17 protein-coding genes and 1 rRNA gene are annotated in these 17165 nt (G+C 69.4%); 17 read left to right on the top strand and 1 reads right to left on the bottom strand.

Features of this window, described 5'->3' with window-relative positions:
* Positions 1-2: 2 nt before the first annotated feature.
* Positions 3-119 (top strand): 5S ribosomal RNA (gene rrf / locus J4H85_RS13005).
* A 143-nt stretch (positions 120-262) separates the two neighbouring features.
* On the opposite strand, the gene J4H85_RS13000 is transcribed toward rrf, so the two are convergent.
* Positions 263-1255, bottom strand: a complete 993-nt coding sequence (locus tag J4H85_RS13000) for a hypothetical protein (RefSeq protein ID WP_208240517.1) — start codon at positions 1253-1255, stop codon at positions 263-265.
* Positions 1256-1366: 111 nt separating this feature from the next.
* On the opposite strand from J4H85_RS13000, the gene J4H85_RS12995 reads away from it, so the two are divergent.
* The 16 genes from J4H85_RS12995 to J4H85_RS12920 all read left to right on the top strand — a co-directional run bounded on the left by J4H85_RS12995 (position 1367) and on the right by J4H85_RS12920 (position 17140).
* Positions 1367-1981 carry a hypothetical protein gene (locus J4H85_RS12995; RefSeq protein ID WP_243893632.1) on the top strand — a complete coding sequence of 205 codons (615 nt, stop codon included), beginning with the start codon at positions 1367-1369 and terminating at the stop codon, positions 1979-1981.
* Positions 1965-3005 (top strand): HAD-IIA family hydrolase, encoded by a 1041-nt coding sequence (locus J4H85_RS12990; protein ID WP_208240263.1) that lies wholly within the window; start codon positions 1965-1967, stop codon positions 3003-3005. The genes J4H85_RS12995 and J4H85_RS12990 overlap by 17 nt, the downstream gene beginning before the upstream one ends.
* Before the next feature lie 29 nt (positions 3006-3034).
* A complete protein-coding gene (locus J4H85_RS12985) occupies positions 3035-3205 on the top strand; it encodes a hypothetical protein (RefSeq protein ID WP_208240258.1) in 171 nt (56 codons plus the stop codon).
* Positions 3174-4067, top strand: coding sequence for a TlyA family RNA methyltransferase (locus J4H85_RS12980; protein WP_372440206.1), 894 nt, complete (start codon positions 3174-3176; stop codon positions 4065-4067). The genes J4H85_RS12985 and J4H85_RS12980 overlap by 32 nt, the downstream gene beginning before the upstream one ends.
* Positions 4064-4996 carry an NAD kinase gene (locus J4H85_RS12975; protein WP_208240257.1) on the top strand — a complete coding sequence of 311 codons (933 nt, stop codon included), beginning with the start codon at positions 4064-4066 and terminating at the stop codon, positions 4994-4996. Before J4H85_RS12980 ends, J4H85_RS12975 begins: the two co-directional genes overlap by 4 nt.
* Positions 4989-6677: a DNA repair protein RecN gene (gene recN, locus J4H85_RS12970; RefSeq protein WP_208240256.1), complete on the top strand. Its 1689-nt coding sequence runs from the start codon at positions 4989-4991 to the stop codon at positions 6675-6677. The genes J4H85_RS12975 and recN overlap by 8 nt, the downstream gene beginning before the upstream one ends.
* 25 nt (positions 6678-6702) lie before the next feature.
* On the top strand, positions 6703-7986 hold the full coding sequence (locus tag J4H85_RS12965; protein ID WP_208240255.1) for an AI-2E family transporter: 1284 nt from the start codon (positions 6703-6705) through the stop codon (positions 7984-7986).
* A gap of 14 nt (positions 7987-8000) precedes the next feature.
* Positions 8001-9683 carry a CTP synthase gene (gene pyrG / locus J4H85_RS12960; RefSeq protein WP_208240254.1) on the top strand — a complete coding sequence of 561 codons (1683 nt, stop codon included), beginning with the start codon at positions 8001-8003 and terminating at the stop codon, positions 9681-9683.
* Positions 9684-9692: 9 nt separating this feature from the next.
* Positions 9693-10358, top strand: coding sequence for an NUDIX domain-containing protein (locus tag J4H85_RS12955; RefSeq protein ID WP_208240252.1), 666 nt, complete (start codon positions 9693-9695; stop codon positions 10356-10358).
* Positions 10355-11311, top strand: coding sequence for a site-specific tyrosine recombinase XerD (locus tag J4H85_RS12950; protein ID WP_208240249.1), 957 nt, complete (start codon positions 10355-10357; stop codon positions 11309-11311). Before J4H85_RS12955 ends, J4H85_RS12950 begins: the two co-directional genes overlap by 4 nt.
* A 279-nt stretch (positions 11312-11590) precedes the next feature.
* Positions 11591-13690: a vWA domain-containing protein gene (locus J4H85_RS12945; RefSeq protein ID WP_208240247.1), complete on the top strand. Its 2100-nt coding sequence runs from the start codon at positions 11591-11593 to the stop codon at positions 13688-13690.
* A gap of 76 nt (positions 13691-13766) precedes the next feature.
* Complete coding sequence (locus tag J4H85_RS12940) at positions 13767-14372, top strand: alternate-type signal peptide domain-containing protein (RefSeq protein WP_208240245.1); 606 nt, start codon at positions 13767-13769, stop codon at positions 14370-14372.
* A gap of 69 nt (positions 14373-14441) precedes the next feature.
* The gene (locus J4H85_RS12935) at positions 14442-15011 is read left to right on the top strand and encodes a signal peptidase I (RefSeq protein WP_208240243.1); all 570 of its coding nucleotides are present in this window, start codon (positions 14442-14444) and stop codon (positions 15009-15011) included.
* Complete coding sequence (locus tag J4H85_RS12930) at positions 15005-15598, top strand: hypothetical protein (protein ID WP_208240241.1); 594 nt, start codon at positions 15005-15007, stop codon at positions 15596-15598. Before J4H85_RS12935 ends, J4H85_RS12930 begins: the two co-directional genes overlap by 7 nt.
* Positions 15595-16296, top strand: a complete 702-nt coding sequence (locus J4H85_RS12925) for a hypothetical protein (RefSeq protein WP_208240239.1) — start codon at positions 15595-15597, stop codon at positions 16294-16296. Before J4H85_RS12930 ends, J4H85_RS12925 begins: the two co-directional genes overlap by 4 nt.
* Before the next feature lie 4 nt (positions 16297-16300).
* The gene (locus tag J4H85_RS12920) at positions 16301-17140 is read left to right on the top strand and encodes a hypothetical protein (protein ID WP_208240237.1); all 840 of its coding nucleotides are present in this window, start codon (positions 16301-16303) and stop codon (positions 17138-17140) included.
* Positions 17141-17165: the final 25 nt, after the last annotated feature.

Below are 17165 nucleotides of genomic sequence, written 5' to 3'. Positions count from 1 at the left end.
GTTACGGTGGTTATAGCGTCAGGGAAACGCCCGGTTACATTCCGAACCCGGAAGCTAAGGCTGACAGCGCCGATGGTACTGCACTCGGGAGGGTGTGGGAGAGTAGGACACCGCCGGACCTCTTCACCGAAGGGTCGTGCAGGATACTGGTACCAGAGACGGTCCAGCGTCCCGCACGGCCCTTCTTTTATTTTCAGCAACTTTCATAGAGCCCCGCGCAATCTGCGCCGTAATCGCCGAGGAGGCACTCATGGACGACCGTTCACGGGAAGACGGACGCTCCGAGCGTCCTCGTCGCGACGATCGCGGAGGCAGCGGGGGCCGAGACGATCGACGCTCCTCGAATGATCGTCCGCGTCGTGATGGTGATCGTCCGCGTCGTGATGGTGATCGTCCTCAGCGTGATGGTGGCTACCGTCGGAATGATGATCGTCCGCAGCGTGATGGTGGCTACCGTCGGAACGATGATCGTCCGCGTCGTGACGGTGATCGCCCCCAGCGGGACGGTGGCTACCGTCGCAACGATGATCGGCCGCAGCGTGATGGTGGGTACCGTCGCAATGACGATCGGCCGCAGCGTGATGGTGGCTACCGTCGGAACGATGATCGGCCCCGTCGTGACGGTGATCGCCCCCAGCGTGACGGTGGCTACCGTCGCAACGGGGATCGGCCGCAGCGTGATGGTGGGTACCGCCGAAATGATGATCGGCCGCAGCGCGATGGTGGCTACCGTCGCAACGATGACCGTCCGCGTCGTGACGGTGATCGCCCCCAGCGTGACGGTGGCTACCGTCGCAACGATGACCGTCCGCGTCGTGACAGTGATCGCCCCCAGCGGGACGGCGGCTACCGTCGCAACGATGATCGGCCGCAGCGTGATGGTGGGTACCGTCGCAACGATGACCGTCCGCGTCGTGACGGTGATCGTCCGCAGCGTGATGGTGGGTACCGTCGTGACGGTGATCGGCCGCAGCGTGATGGTGGGTACCGTCGTGACGGTGATCGGCCCCAGCGCGACGGTGGTGCTGGCGACCGGGGTCGTGGAGGCACCCGCGGGGGTGGCCGGAGCGACCGCGGTGGCATTGGACGCACATTCACCGAAGCGGAGCGTCTGCAGCACGAACTGCGTCCCGTCCGGAGTGAGCACACCGATCCCGAGATTCCGGACTCGGTGCAGCCGAAGGACCTCCACCCGGCCGCTCGCAACGAGCTGAAGACGCTGCAGGCCGACGTGCAAGAGCGGGTCTCTCGTCACCTCGCAATGGTCGCCGCCGTAATCGATGACGACCCGGAGCTCGCACACCAGCACGCGATATCGGCGAGCCGGCGGGCCGGCCGGATCCCGGTGGCACGTGAGACTCTCGCGGTGACCGCATACCGCACCGGAGACTACGCGCTCGCGCTGCGGGAGCTCCGCACCTATCGGCGGCTCACCGGTTCGAACGCTCACGTCGCACTCATGATCGACTGCGAACGTGGTCTCGGGCGTCCGGAGAAAGCGATCGAGACCGGAGCCGAAGCCGATCCGTCGCAGCTGGACCGCGAAGAACGCGTGCAGGTCGCGATCGCCATGTCCGGTGCACGACTCGACCTCGGACAGACGCAGCAGGCGCTCTTCGAACTCGAGATCGATGAACTTGATCCCGACCGTGCCTACTCATGGAGCCCCGATCTTTTCGCCGCCTACGCGACGGTGCTCGAAGACCTGGGCCGCGACGCGGAGTCGAAGACGTGGTTCCAGCGCGCCGATCGTGCTGCCAACGCGCTGCAGGAGCACTACGGTGCGCACGACCTGTTCGAAGTGCTCGAGATCGAGGAGATCGAACCGCCGCCCGCCTCCGGCCCGGTCGCGGGCAGCGACGCATCGACGGACGGCGAGCCCGACGCCGAACCCGAGTCCGAGTCCGAGCCCGACGCCGAACCCGTTGCCGAGCCTGATTCCGTCGCGAGCGAGGAGGACGAGGATGGCACTGTTCGGTAAGCGCTCCGCCGCGCCCGGGCCGTCGCCGCTCGCGGGGAAATCGCTGCTGCTCGCCGACCTCGACGGGGTGGTGTATCGCGGTCCAGGCGCGATTCCCGGAGCCGTGGACGAACTCAATCGCGCCGCGGAATCGGTGCGTCTCGGGTACATCACGAACAATGCCTCGCGCACGGATCGCGCCGTCGCCGCGCATCTCCGCGACCTCGGACTCGAGGCCGACGCCGCCGATGTCGTCACCTCGCCGCAAGCCGCGGTCGAGCTGTTGCGCGACACCGTGGCGCCGGGATCCCGCATTCTCGTCGTCGGCGGCGACGGCATCGTCGACGAACTGACGAAGAACGGGTTCGCGACCACCCGGAGCGCCGATGACGCACCCGACGCCGTGCTGCAGGGCTTCGCCCCCGACGTCGGGTGGGAGCACCTCGCGGAGGCCTCGTTCGCATTGGCGGAGCAGCCGGGGCGTCCACCGTTGCCGTGGATCGCCACGAACACCGACTGGACGATCCCCGTCGCCCGCGGGCTCGCCCCGGGAAACGGCACGCTCGTGTCCGCGGTGCACACGGCGGTGCAACGACTCCCCGTGTTCGCCGGCAAGCCCGAGCCCGCGATCTTCGAGACCGCGTTCCGCCGCTTCGATACCCGGAACGCGCTCATGATCGGCGACCGGCTCGACACCGACATCAAAGGGGCGGTGGCGGCTGGGATCCCTTCGCTGCACGTGCTCACCGGCGTGGATCGGCCGAAGCAACTCGTTGCTGCGTCGAAAGACATGCGCCCGGATTACATCGTGCCCACGCTCGCCGGACTGCACGAGCCGTACCCCGAGACCACGATCCAGAAGGATGGAACCGCTCGGGTCGGGTCCGCCCGGGTCCGCATGGACGGGCACATCGCTCGCGTCATCGACGAGGGGGACTCCGCGATCGACCTGCTGCGTGCCGCGTGCGCCGCGATCTGGAAGTCTGGCCTCGCGATCTACGGGCTGCAGGTGCCCGAGATCCTGTATGAGGATCACTGGGGCTGAACGTCGCGGGACGCGAGTACGCTGGAGACATGAGTGAGCATGACACCGAGGACGTCGCGGACGGACTGCTCGACCGCGTCGAGCTGATCGAGTCGCAGCCGCTCGCAGAGCGCGCCGCGCGCTACCAGCAGGTGCACGACGAGCTGATCGCCGAACTCGAACGCAGCGATCGCGAGGGCGGTCACGCTGAACGCGTCTGAGCTCGAAGCGCGTTCGGCCGAGTGGGTCGGAGCGGCGTCGCGACTCGATCGCGCGCTCTCCGAGCTCGGCCTGGCCCGGTCTCGCAGTCAAGCCGCTGAACTCATCGCGTCGGGCGCCGTCGTCGTCGACGGTTCGGTCGCCACGAAAGCGGGGGTTCGGGTGGGCCCGGGCGCGCGCCTCGCGGTGACGAGCGACCGATTCGTCAGTCGCGCCGCTCACAAGCTGGATGCCGCGCTCGATCGGTTCGGCATCGCCGCATCGGGCCGCGTCGCACTCGACCTGGGTGCATCGACCGGCGGATTCACGCAGGTCCTGCTCGACGGCGGAGCCGAGACCGTGCTGGCCATCGATGTCGGGCACGATCAGATGGTGCCGGAACTGCGGACGGACCCCCGTGTCCGTCTCGTGGAGGGATGCAACGCACGGACCTTGAGCGCGGCGTCGCTCGCCGAGGCGACCGGTGAGACGCGCGCGCCGTCGCTCGTGGTGGCCGACCTCTCGTTCATCTCGTTGACGCTGATCCTGCCGGCGATCGCGCAGGTCGCCGGACCGGACGCCGATCTGATGCTCCTCATCAAGCCCCAGTTCGAGGTCGGGCGTACCGGCATTCGCGAGGGGATCGTGATCGACGCGGCGCAGCGGGCCACGGCACTGCGGACCGTGCTCGCGTCAGCGGCGGCGCACGGATTCCGCGCGGAGCACCTCGACCGCTCGCCGATTCTCGGCGGACACGGCAACATCGAATACCTCGCGCATTTCGTGCGCGATCCCGGGTGCGATCCGACACAATGGGAGGGGCGTGTGGTGGAGCTGGCCAGCGGCCAGTCGGAGACGAGTACGGAGAGGGCGGATCAGGGATGAGCGGCACAGACGTCGAGCGCTCGGGCGAGCGTCGGATCCTGGTGGTCTCGCACACGGCTCGACGCGAGGCGATCACCGCAACCGTGGAAGCGGTCACGGCGCTCCGCGATGCGGGTGTGACGCCCGTGTTCACCCCTTCGGATCGCAGCGAATACGCCCCGCACCTCGATATCTCGCTCACCGAGGAGCTGGGGGAGGACTGCGCGGTCTCCGACCTCGAGATCGCGATCGTGCTCGGCGGCGACGGCACGATCCTGCGCGCGGCGGAGGTGCTCCGCGGTTCGGAGTGCCCGATCGTGGGCGTGAACCTCGGCCATGTCGGATTCCTCGCCGAAGCGGAGCGCACCGACCTGCAGACGACCATCGAGCTGGTGCTCGCACGCACCTACACCGTGGAAGAACGCGTCACCCTCGACGTGCGGGCGACGCTCGGCGACCGGATCATCGCCGAGACGTGGGCGCTGAACGAGGCGAGCGTCGAGAAGTGCCGTCGCATGCTCGAGGTCATGATCGGCGTCGACGGCCGCGCACTCTCCTCGTTCGCCTGCGATGGTGTCGTCATCGCGACGCCCACCGGTTCGACGGCGTACGCCTTCTCCGCGGGCGGGCCCGTGGTCTGGCCCGGCGTGCAGGCGATGGTGCTCGTGCCCATCGCGGCGCACACGCTCTTCGACCGACCCATCGTCGTCGGCACCGACTCGACGCTCCGCGTCCGCATCCTTCCCGAGAACGTCGGTCCCGGCGTGCTGTGGTGCGACGGCCGTCGTCGCACCGAGCTGCCGGCGGGCAGCACGATCGAGGTGCGTCGTTCGCCGCGCTCGGTGCGCCTGGCGCGACTGAACGAAGCGGTCTTCACTGACCGACTCGTGCGCAAATTCCACCTCCCCGTCTCCGGATGGCGGAGGCAGCCGGGGGTGCCGCATGCTTGAGGAGATCAGGATCCGCGACCTCGGCGTCATCGCCGATACGACGCTGCCGCTCGGTCCCGGGTTCACCGCGATCACCGGTGAGACCGGCGCGGGCAAGACGATGGTCGTGACCGCGCTCGGTCTGCTCATGGGCGAGCGCAGCGATGCGGGCGCCGTCAGGTCGGGTGCTGCGCAGGCGCGCGTCAGCGGAGTCGTGCACACCGACGATGGCACGGTCGCCGAACTCGTCGAGGATCTCGGCGGTGACGTCGAGGACGGGGCGCTGGTGCTCGCCCGCACCGTCAGCTCGGAGGGACGCAGTCGCGCGAATGTCGGCGGCACGAACGCGCCCGTCGGAAGTCTCGCGAAACTCGCCCACCGGCTCTTCGCGGTGCACGGGCAGTCCGAGCAGCTGCGCCTCAGGAGCACCTCGGCGCAGCGGGACACCCTCGACCGATTCGGCGGGCAGGAGCTCGCCGACGTGCTCGCCGCCTATCGCGCGGCGCACCGCGAACGCCGTGAGCTCGCCGCCGAAGCCGAGGCGATCACCGCGGCGCGCGACGAACGGGCGGCCGAAGCGACGCGACTGCGCGCCGAAGTCGAAGAGATCTCCACGATCGATCCCCAGGCCGGCGAAGAAGGCGAACTGGCGCGCCGCATCGAGCTGCTGTCGAACGTGGAGGAGCTGCGTGCCGCCACCTCGACGGCGCACGAGGCCATCGCCAGCGATTCGGACGACCCGTTCAGCCAGGATGCCGCAACGCTCGTCGGCACGGCGGAGCGCGAACTCGAACGGGTCTCCGCGCACGACAGCAGACTCGCCGAGGTGCTCGAGACGCTGCGGCAGACGAGCATGCAGCTCGGCGATGCCGCCCGCGAACTGGCGGCCTATGCGAGCGACCTCGATGAGGAGGGGCCCGGCGAGCTCGCGAGCGCGAACGAACGTCTCGCCGCCCTGAACGGTCTCTTCCGCCTCTACGGCTCCGACTCGGCCGCCGTCATCGCGTACGCCTCGGATGGCGCCCAGCGTCTGGCCGAGCTCGAGGGGGACGACGAACGCGTCGAGCACCTGACCGCCCGTGTCGTCGAGGCGACCGAGCGGGAGCGCGAACTCGCCGAGCGCCTGACGGTGCTGCGCACTGCGGCGGCGACGGCCCTCGGCGAACTCGTCACCCGCGAACTCCAGGAGCTCGCACTTCCGGACGCCCGATTCTCCGTCGGCCTCGAGCCCTCCGACTTCGGGTCTTCGGGGGCCGACGAGGTGCGATTCCTGCTGCAGCCGCACCCCGGATCGGATCCGCGGCCGGTGGCGAAGACGGCCTCGGGGGGCGAGCTGTCCCGCGTGATGCTCGCGCTCGAAGTCGTGGTGGCACAGGTCGATCCCGTTCCGACGTTCGTCTTCGACGAGGTGGACGCCGGTGTCGGCGGGGCCGCGGCGATCGAGATCGGTCGTCGGCTGCAGCGCCTCGCGCGCAGCTCGCAGGTGATCGTGGTGACGCACCTCGCGCAGGTCGCGGCCTTCGCGAACAACCACCTCCGCGTCGTGAAGGACTCGGCCGGAGGCTTCACGGAGTCGAGCTGCACGGCTCTGGCGGGCGAGGATCGCCTCGCCGAGATGGCGCGCCTGCTGTCGGGGCTCAGTGCCTCAGACAGCGCGCTCGACCACGCCGCGGAACTGCTGGAGCTCGGCGCGTCGCAATAGCCGACGTCGGTGCTACGCTCGCACCATGATGAGGATTCGGCGCCTGACTCGGCGGGTCTCGGGCGAGGCCCAGGAGGGGCGCATCCCCTCGGACGGTCGCTCCACACCCGCCGAACGGGCCGCCTATCTCGACACCCACCCCGAGGTCGTCCACGCCGATATCGAGGCGATGGATGCCGAGACGCGCGCCATGTACCGCGATGCGCGCGAGGCGGCTGCGGAGGCGGCGGACGACGCCGCGAGCGAGCGCGCGGCCCGCCCGTTCTGGGTGCGCAACCCGTTCCAGCTCGGGTTCGTGATCACCCTCGGCGTGCTCATCGCGCTCGTCGTGGGCGGCATGATCGCCGAGCTGAGCGCGGTCATCATGTACGTGGTGGCCGCCCTGTTCATCGCCCTCGGGCTGAACCCCGTCGTGAGCTGGCTCGAACGACGGCACGTGAAGCGCCCGTTCGGCATCGCCATCGTGTTCCTCAGCTTCATCCTGATCATCGCCGGAGTGATCGCGCTGATCGCTCCCATGATCGCGCGGCAGATCTCCCTGCTCATCCGCAGCGCTCCGAGGCTCGTCGGCGACATCAGTGCGCAGGAGTGGTTTCGCGATGTGAACCAGCGCTTCGGCCAGTTCATCGACTTCGACGGCCTTCTCGACATGGGGCAGGGGCTGCTCACCGATCCCGACAACTGGGCGCAGCTGGTCGGCGGCGTCTGGCAGGCGGGGCTCGGCATCGCGAACGGGGTGACCGCCGCGATCATCGTCCTGATCCTGACCCTGTACTTCCTCGCATCGCTGCGTCAGATGAAGCGCGGCTTCTACTCGCTCGTGCCCCGGTCGGGTCGTGCGAAAGTCATCGACATCACCGAGCAGGTGACGAAGTCGGTCGGCGGGTACGTCAGCGGGATGGTCATCCTGGCCACCCTGAACGCGACGCTCGGCTTCATCATGATGACCATCGTCGACGTGCCGTTCGCGGGGCTCGTGGCGGTCGTGGTGTTCCTCCTGGCGCTGATCCCACTGATCGGGTCGGTCGCGGCCACCGTGCTCGTGACGCTCGTCGCACTGATCGACTCGCCGTCCGCGGCGATCACCGCAGCGGTGTACTACCTGATCTACATGCAGGTCGAAGCGTACTTCCTCACTCCGCGGATCATGAACCGGGTGATGTCGGTGCCCGGCGCGCTCGTGGTGATCGGCGCCCTGGCCGGAGGCACGCTGCTCGGACTCCTCGGCGCTTTGATCGCGATCCCGATCACCGCCATGGTGTTGATGATCGTGAAGCAGGTGTGGGTGCCGCGCCAGGAGCTGCGGTGATAGCATTGAAGCCCGTGGGAGCAGAGCAGAACGCGGATCAGCGTAAGACGACAAAGCACATCTTCGTCACGGGGGGTGTCGTCTCCTCGCTCGGCAAGGGACTCACCGCCGCGAGCCTGGGCAATCTGCTCACCGCTCGCGGGCTGCACGTCGTGATGCAGAAGCTCGACCCCTATCTGAACGTCGATCCCGGAACGATGAACCCGTTCCAGCACGGCGAGGTCTTCGTGACGGACGACGGGGCGGAGACCGACCTCGACATCGGGCACTACGAGCGCTTCCTCGGCATCAATCTGTCGCAGGCGGCGAACGTGACGACGGGGCAGATCTACTCCACCGTCATCGCCAAGGAGCGCCGGGGCGAGTACCTCGGCGACACGGTGCAGGTGATCCCGCACATCACGAACGAGATCAAGCGCCGCATGCGGTTGCAGGCCGAAGAGGACCCGCGCCCCGACGTCATCATCACCGAGGTGGGCGGCACGGTGGGCGACATCGAGTCTCAGCCGTTCCTCGAGTCGGCGCGTCAGGTGCGCCACGAGCTCGGACGCAACAACGTCATCTTCGTGCACGTCTCGCTCGTCCCGTTCATGGGGGCATCGGGCGAGCAGAAGACGAAGCCCACGCAGCACTCGGTCGCGACGCTGCGGTCGATCGGCATCCAGCCCGACGCGCTCGTGCTCCGCAGCGACCGTCCCGTCACCGACGACAACCTCCGAAAGATCGCGCTCATGTGCGACGTCGATGAGGGCGCCGTGGTGAACGCCGTCGATGTGCCCAGCATCTACGACCTGCCGAGGCTCTTCAACGATCAGGGACTCGACCAGACTGTCGTCGAGCACCTCGGCCTCGCCGATCAGGCCCCCGCCGTCGACTGGACCAACTGGCAGCCCGTGCTCGACGCCGTTCACCAGCCGCGCGGCGAGATCACCATCGGACTGGTCGGCAAGTACATCGACTTGCCCGACGCGTACCTGTCGGTCACCGAGGCCCTCCGGGCCGGCGGCTTCGCCCACTCCACGAAGGTCAACCTGAAGTGGGTGCCGTCCGACCTGTGCGAGACCCCCGAAGGGGCGCTCGAGCACCTCAGCGACCTCCACGCCATCTGCGTGCCCGGCGGTTTCGGGGTGCGCGGCATCGAGGGCAAGCTGGGCGCACTGCGCTTCGCCCGTGAGAACGGGATCCCGACACTCGGCCTCTGCCTCGGCATGCAGTGCATGGTGATCGAGTACGCGCGTAACATCGCCGGACTCGAGGGCGCCTCGTCCTCCGAGTTCGACCCGGAGACCCAGGTGCCGGTCATCGCGACGATGGCGGAGCAGGCGCAGCACATCGACGGCGGCGATCTCGGCGGCACCATGCGGCTCGGCCTGTACGAGGCCGCGCTCGCCGAAGGGTCCCTCGCCGAGGAGCTCTACGGCGCGTCGACCGCGAGTGAGCGTCACCGGCACCGGTACGAGGTGAACAACGCGTACCGCGACGAGATCGCGTCAGCGGGACTCTCGTTCTCCGGAACGAGCCCCGATCGACAGCTGGTCGAGTACGTGGAACTGTCGCGCGACCGCCATCCGTTCTACATCGGCACCCAGGCGCACCCCGAACTCCGGTCGCGCCCGGGCACGCCCCACCCCCTCTTCGCGGGGCTCGTGGCAGCGGGCATCGAGCGGCGCGAAGCCGCTCGGCTGTTCAACGACTAGGAGGATCCCGTGACCGACGACGCAGCCGATCGCCTGCTCTCCGACGCGCCCGCACCCGAGATCGAGGTGCGGGAGTCGGAGGTGATCGCCCACGGCGCGGTCTGGGATGTGCGGCGGGATCGCTTCGCGTTCGGTGAGACGGAGCTGGTGCGCGACTACGTGGACCACACGGGCGTCGCGGCGGTGCTCGGGATCGACGATGAGGATCGCGTGCTCCTGCTGCGTCAGTACCGTCACCCCATCGGTGCGCGGGACTGGGAGATCGTCGCCGGGCTGATGGACGTCGACGGCGAGTCCGCACTCGCCGGTGCGCAGCGGGAACTCGCCGAGGAGGCTGATCTCGCGGCCGATCGCTGGGACCTCCTCGCCGATGTGTGCTCGAGTCCGGGCGGCAGCACCGAAGCGGTCCGGATCTTCCTCGCCCGCGACCTGCGTCCCGTCGCGCACGACTACGTGCGCGAGGGCGAGGAGGCGGAGATCGAGGTGCGGTGGGTGCCGCTCGACGACGCCGTCGCCGCGGTGCTCGCGGGACGCCTGCAGAACTCGACCACCATGATCGCCGTGCTGTCGGCCGCTGCCTCGCGCGCTGCGGGCTGGTCCACGCTGCGGCCGGCCGATGCGCCGTGGGAGCGCCGCGCGGCCGTGCGGGGTGAGCGATCCCGCACTCGGACGTGACCCTCGCGCCTCGCGACGGCGCGGCGCGCTTTCTGCGCCACGTCAGTATCGAGCGCGGACTCTCGTCCCACAGCGTCGCCGCGTACCGTCGAGATCTCGACGCGTATGCGGCCTGGCTCGAGCAGAACGGGGTCGCCGACCTCGCGAACGTGACCCCCGAGACGCTCTCGACCTACGTTCGCGAGCTCGGGGCGTCCGGTGCGCTCGCCGCCGCCTCCATCACGCGTCGACTCTCGACGGTTCGCGGCATGCACCGGTTCCTCTTCGACGAGGGGGTGCTGCCGCAGTACGCGGGCAGCGGGGTGCGCTCGCCGAAGCGGGCGAAACCCCTGCCGAAAGCGCTCCCCATCGCCGATGTCGAGGCGATGCTGCAGGTGGTCTCCGGGGACGATCCGACCGCGGTTCGGGATCGCGCGCTGCTCGAGCTCCTCTACGCCAGCGGCGCCAGAGTCAGCGAGGTGACCGCGCTCGACGTCGACGATCTGCTCGCCGGTCCCGGTGGGGGTGAAGTGTGGAGCGACCCGGTTGGCGCGCTGGGAGACGGCGGCTTCCTGCTCGTCAGAGGCAAAGGGGCGAAGCAGCGCCTGGTGCCGTACGGCCGGTTCGCCGGGGGCGCGCTCGCGGCGTATCTCGTGCGCGTGCGCCCCGATTTCGCGGCGCGCGGTTCGGGGACACCGGCACTCTTCGTCGGCCCGCGCGGCGGCCGCGTGTCCCGGCAGACCGTGTGGCTCGTGATCCGCGCTGCCGCCGAGCGCGCCGGGATCACCGCCGAAGTGTCGCCGCACACGCTGCGGCACTCGTTCGCCACGCACCTGCTCTCGGGCGGTGCCGACGTGCGCACCGTGCAGGAACTGCTCGGGCACGCCTCGGTGACCACCACGCAGATCTACACCCAGGTCACGGCAGACACGCTGCGCGAACGGTATCTCGACGCGCACCCGCGCGCTCGCTAGCACCCGGACGGGGTGGCACCCGCGTCATCCGACCTCACGGACCGCCCGGAGTGTTGGCACGTGTGGGGCGCTGAGCCAACGCTTCCCGCGCACGACCCCACGCTGCACCACCGCGAAAGCACACGCGGAGCCCGTCCAAACGGTGAGTCCGCGTCGAACGCGCGATCTCTAACGTGAATGATGTGAGGTCCTCGGCAGCGAGTGACCACGGCGATCGTCCAGGGGAAACACCCGAATCTCGGGAAACGGACGGTGCGCCGACATCGAAAGGGGATTCGTGTGACGCGCTTCGACATGCCGGTCCGCCGCTCGCAGCTTCGCGGGACCGGGCGGCCCGCCGCCAGGTTCGCGGCGCTCCTGCTCGCCACCGTGCTGATCGGGATCGCCGGGCCGGCGGGCGCCTTCGCGGTCGGCGAAGACAGTGCGACGTCGGATGTGCCGGTCGGCGGAGCTGAGGAAGCTCCCGCACCCACGCCGGAGGCGCCAGACGAGACCGAGCCCGCACCGACCGAGACGACGCCGGAGGCGACGCCCGAGGACGCCCCCGAGGACGCCCCCGAGGCTGATGCTCCCGCTGAGGCGCCCGTGAAGCGAGCGCCGAACGCGCGGGTCGCACCCCTGTCCGTGCCGGCGGCGACCGGCACCAGTGCGGTCATCACGGTCAAGGTCGGCGGCGACCGGACGAGTGCCGCTGCGGCCAACGAGCTCGCCGGAGTGAAGCTGCGCCTGCACGACGGCAACGCGAGCGAGCCGGGCGCGGCTCGGAGCGAGTCGTGGGCGAGCTGCACCTCGGACGCGCAGGGCGACTGCTCCTTCACCGTTCCCGAGACGCAGGCGGCGTCGGGGTGCTTCATGTGGTGGTGCACGTCGCCGACGGGTGCGAATCGCGACACCCAGTTCTGGGTCGTAGCCGAGAGCGCCGCGTCGGGCTGGTACCTCAACCCGACGCTCGTGACCGACGGCGGCGCAAATGCGTACCAGTTCCGCACGGGCACGCAGTTGCGCGCGGGCAGCACCTATCGGCTCGGCACGAGCAGCTTCCCGTCGGGCAGCGGCAATCAGACCTCGGGCGGCACGTGGCAGAGCTCGCGGAACAATCCGCAGCTGCCGATCACGTGCGACTCGGGTCTGCGCGTCGCCCTGATCCTCGACCTCTCGGGGTCCGTGGGCAATGCGGGCGCGACGGGCACGCTCAAGAACGCATCGAAAGGTATGGTCGATGCGCTCGCGGGCACCGGATCCTCGCTCGCCCTGTACACGTTCGCGAGCACGGCACCCCGTGGCAGCGGTGCCACCGGCCAGAACTACGCCGCGATGCCGATCGACTCGGGCACCAACCGCCAGACGCTGAAGAACCGCATCGACGGGTACGCGACCGGAGGCGGAACGAACTGGGATCAGGGCATCTGGCAGGTCGCCAACGATCGTGCGTCGTACGACCTCGCCATCGTGGTGACCGACGGCCAGGCGACGTTCTTCGACGGCGGTGGAAGCGGCAATGCGACCCGCTTCGTCGAGACCGAGCGGGCGATCTTCTCGGCCAACGCGTTGAAGGCGAAGGGCACGCGCGTGCTCGCCGTGGGTGTCGGCACGGGGATCAGCGGAAACCCCGCGAACCTGCGCGCCGTCTCCGGCACCTCCGCGTTCGCCGCCGGCACGGCAGCGAACCGGGCCGACTTCTTCCAGGCGGACTGGGGGCAGCTGGCCGGTGTCCTGTCGAGCGTCGCGAAGGGTGCGACCTGCCAGGCCGACATCTCGATCACCACGCACACCCACGCCTACGGCACGAAAGCTCCCGCGATCGCCGGTACCGGCTGGGAGTATCGAGCCACCGCGACGTCGGGCACGCTCGGCGCCAGCGGCACGCAGCACACGACCTCGTCCGGGCACGTGTCATACGACCTCGACTTCTCGTCGCCCACGGGTACATCGACGGTGCGCCTGACGGAGGTCATGAGCACCGCGCAGCAACGCGACGGCTGGGACCTGACGAAGATCACCTGCACGGTGAACGGAGAACCCGTCGACGTCGCTCCGCCGACCGCGAAGCTCGAGGTCGCCGCCGGGGACCAGGTCGACTGCACGTTCCTGAACACGCAGACGCTGAAGCCGGGGCTGACGATCGAGAAGCGCGCGTGGGACACGCCGTCGCGCGCGGGGCTCGCGAACGCGCAGGAGCTCCTCGACGGCGGCTCGGTGCCGAGCGGGACGCGAGTGACCTGGACCTATCTCGTGACCAACACGGGGCAGACGAAACTCGATGGCGTCACCGTCGTCGACGACCAACTCGCCCGGAACGCCGTCTCATGCCCTGCCACCCAGCTCGACGTCGGCGCCTCCATGACGTGCACCGCTTCCGGTCCCGTCAGCGCGCAGTAGCGCCCCTCAACCACTACGTTCACCATCACCCACCTCGCCTCGGCCGATGCGTCGAGCACACTCGAAGGAGACACCCATGAACAAGAAGACCACCGGAATCATCGCCGGCGCTGCCGGAGCGGCTCTGCTCCTGGCCGGATCCACGTTCGCACTGTGGAGCGACAGCGGCAAGGCGCCCGGCGGTGTCATCACCTCCGGTAACCTCGACGTCGAGATCGTGGGCACGCAGTGGACGGACGTGTCGAGCGACCGCTCGGACAGTCCCCACGGGATCGACCTGGCCTCCTTCAAGGCTGTTCCCGGCGACACGATCCAGGGCGAGTACGCCGTCGACGCCGGCCTCGAGGGCGACAACCTCGTCGCCAACCTGGCGTTGAAGAACGGTGGCGCCCTCACGGGCGCGCTGCAGGATGGCCTGGTCGACGTGACCTACACGGTGCTCGATGCCGACCGGAAAACCGTGGCGACCGGATCCTCCACCGGCGTCGACGTCACCCTCGCGTCCGCGGACAACAGCGCGCCCGGAACCCTGGCGCAGCTGCCCGCCGCCGTCGACGGGACCGCCGACTTCTCGGTCGTCGTCTCGGTGACGTTCGACCGGTCGACGAGCGACCGCGACCTCGTGCAGGCCCAGGCGGATCTCGCCGGCGCCACCATCCAGCTGTCGCAGGTCCGGGCCTGACCACCGTCCCACTGAGCCGGGTGCCGTGACGAGTTTCCCCCTCTCCGGCACCCTTCCCCAGGAGCGATCATGAAGAGCACCGCACAGAACCCCCAGCACACCCCAGGACGCGCGATCCGCTCCGGCGCGTTCGCTGTGGTGCTTCTGGCGGTGCTCGCCCTCGCCGCGGCCGTCGCGGTCGTCCCGCGCGTGCTCGGCGGATCGGCATTGACCGTGCTGACCGGCTCGATGGAGCCCACGTACGCGCCCGGTGACATGGTGATCTCGGCTCCGGCCGATCGGTACCGCATCGGCGACGTCGTCACGTTCCAGCCGGTCTCCGACGATCCCACGCTCATCACGCACCGCATCGTGGCAGTGAGCCAGGGTGCCGACGGCCCGGAGTACGTCACCCGAGGCGACGCGAACGGCAACGACGACGAACCCATCGTCGAGGCACAGGTGATGGGGTCGGTCAGGTACCACATTCCCTACCTCGGGCACGTGTCGATGCTGGCCGGCGAACACCGGGGCACGATCATCATCATCGCCGGTGCCGCCCTGATCGGATACGGCGTCTTCGCCACGGCGAGCGCTCTGCTGCAGCAGCGGGCGTCGCGCGGCCGTCACCGTCTGCACACCAGGAGGATCACATGCTGAATCGCACGCAGTGGCGACTGCCGCTCATCGCTCTTGCCGCGCTCGTCGGCGGCGCAGCCCTGTCGGGCGGCACGCTCGCCGGGTGGAACGCCGCTCAACCGGCGTCCGGGATGACGGTCACCTCGGGTGACCTGGACATCGAGAGCGTCGGGGATCCACGATGGACTCAGACGTCGGCCGATGTCGCACCCGCGCCGGAACCCATCGATCCCGACACGTTCCTGGTGCGCCGCGGAGACACGGTGACCGCGACGTACGACTTCTCCGTCGCCCTCGCGGGGGACAACATGCGGGCGCGGGCGACCGTCGACTGGGCGCGCGCACCAGAATTGCCGGCGGGCGTCACCGGCACCTACACGGTCGTCGGCGGGGACGGCACCCAGCACCCCATCGGCGACGGTGCGACGGCGGACACGTTCGACCTGACCGGCACGGGTCGGGAGGACGGCACAGTGTCCCTCGTCATCACGCTCGATTTCGCGGGGCTCGACGACCGCTTCGGCATGGAGAGCGCCACCCAGATCACCGACCTCGGCGACTTCACGGTCGACCTGCAGCAGACGCGCACCGGAGGAGCATTCCAGTGAGTATCGAGACACCGTCGCGGCCGCGCCGCCTGACCCTCGCCGTGATCGCGGGTGCCGCCCTCGCCGGCATTGTGCTCGGAGCCGGAGGAAGCACTCTCGCGCTGTGGAACGACAGTGCGTCGCGAGCGGGGAGTATCGGAAGCGGCGCGGAGTGGTTCGCCGCCGGACAGCCGGGATCGACGAGTGCCGCGCCGGACGGGACGGCAGCCGTCTCGGTGGGCGCGGCCGAAGCGGAGACACTGCTGTCGCAGGGGAGCGTGGCGGTCCCGTTCCAGACCGACTCGATGAGTCAGGGCAACCTGGGCCTGCGATACACCGTCGCTGAGCCGAAGGACTGGGGCGACGGCGTCTTCGGTGCTGCCGACACTGCACTCTTTCCGGTCGCGTCCGCCGCGGACTGCACGGTGTCCGCCGTCCCCCACGACGGATCCTCACTGACATCGACTCCGGTGCCGGCCGACTACTCGGGGTCCGAGACGCCGACGACCGAGTTCTGGTGCCTCGTGGCATCCGTCGAGCAGCTGCCCGGCACCGGCGCATACGCGAACACCGCGAGCGCCACCGCCACAGCCCCCGATTCGGCGAGCGTCACGGCGCAGGATCGCTGGTCCACGCGGGTCACGACGTCGCTCGATGCCGCGGACGAGATCGACCATGAGATCACGTTCACCTACGAGACGTTCCGGCCGGAGAGGTGACCCCGTGAGCACGTTGTTCACTACTCGCACCGGAGCCGGCACGGTCGCCGCGTCCGCCCTCGCGCTGATGCTGGCGGGCATTGCCGCTCCGGCATTCGCCGCACCACCGGTCGCTCCGGGCACTGACGCGATCGGTCTCGCCTGGGAGGGATCAGGGGACGCCGTCGTCACCGCCGAATCCTTCGTCGGCACGCCCGTCGCGGTGCCGGGAGATCACACGAAGCGCACGCTGCATGTGCGAAACGACGGCCCCACCGCGGGCACGCTCCGCGCATCGATCACCGATGTCGAGCTGCGCGACCCGGATGCAGATGATCGGCGACGCCCCGTCGGCGGCGCGAGCGATGCGACCGGTACCGCCGGTGCCGGGGTCGATCAGGGCAACTTCTACGATGACATCGAGGTGAGCTGGCGCGGAGGATCGGCCAGCCTGAGCGAACTCGCCCGCAACGGCGAGACGCCGCTGCTCGAGATCCCGCTCGAACGGGGCGAAAGCACGGAGATCTCGATCGGATACGCCTTCGATCCCGCAGCCACATCGGGCAACCTCGCCAACGTCGCGGCGCGCGAAGCCTCGTTCGACGTCGTCATCAGCCTCGGAGGCGACGCCGATCCGACGCTTCCGGTGGATCCGGTGGACCCCGGAAATCCGACCGATCTCATGAATCCGGTGACGCCGACGGGGTCAGGTACCGCATCGACGGCGACCGTTCCGCGTTCCGAGGGACTCGTCGATACCGGCGGAACACTGCTCTGGGCGGCACTCGCCGCGGCAGTTCTCCTTCCGCTCGGGCTCCTCGCCGGTCGCGAGGGGGTCAGGCGGAGCCGCAGCGGTCGCGAGTGAGGGCTGCGCCGCGGCGTGCTCCCCG

This window comes from Leucobacter tardus, from assembly GCF_017583045.1.
GTDB classification, from domain to species: Bacteria; Actinomycetota; Actinomycetes; order Actinomycetales; family Microbacteriaceae; genus Leucobacter; species Leucobacter tardus.
Note: the sequence above shows the minus strand (reverse complement) of the source record. Positions and strands in the feature narration are given on the sequence as shown.

Bases quoted from the DNA above. Each gene is read 5' to 3' on its own strand.
- J4H85_RS12965 (WP_208240255.1), top strand. From the start codon at position 6,703: ATGATGAGGATTCGGCGCCTGACTCGGCGGGTCTCGGGCGAGGCCCAG.
- recN (WP_208240256.1), top strand. From the start codon at position 4,989: ATGCTTGAGGAGATCAGGATCCGCGACCTCGGCGTCATCGCCGATACG.
- J4H85_RS12930 (WP_208240241.1), top strand. From the start codon at position 15,005: ATGCTGAATCGCACGCAGTGGCGACTGCCGCTCATCGCTCTTGCCGCG.
- J4H85_RS12935 (WP_208240243.1), top strand. From the start codon at position 14,442: ATGAAGAGCACCGCACAGAACCCCCAGCACACCCCAGGACGCGCGATC.
- J4H85_RS12990 (WP_208240263.1), top strand. From the start codon at position 1,965: ATGGCACTGTTCGGTAAGCGCTCCGCCGCGCCCGGGCCGTCGCCGCTC.
- J4H85_RS12940 (WP_208240245.1), top strand. From the start codon at position 13,767: ATGAACAAGAAGACCACCGGAATCATCGCCGGCGCTGCCGGAGCGGCT.
- J4H85_RS12985 (WP_208240258.1), top strand. From the start codon at position 3,035: ATGAGTGAGCATGACACCGAGGACGTCGCGGACGGACTGCTCGACCGC.
- J4H85_RS12975 (WP_208240257.1), top strand. From the start codon at position 4,064: ATGAGCGGCACAGACGTCGAGCGCTCGGGCGAGCGTCGGATCCTGGTG.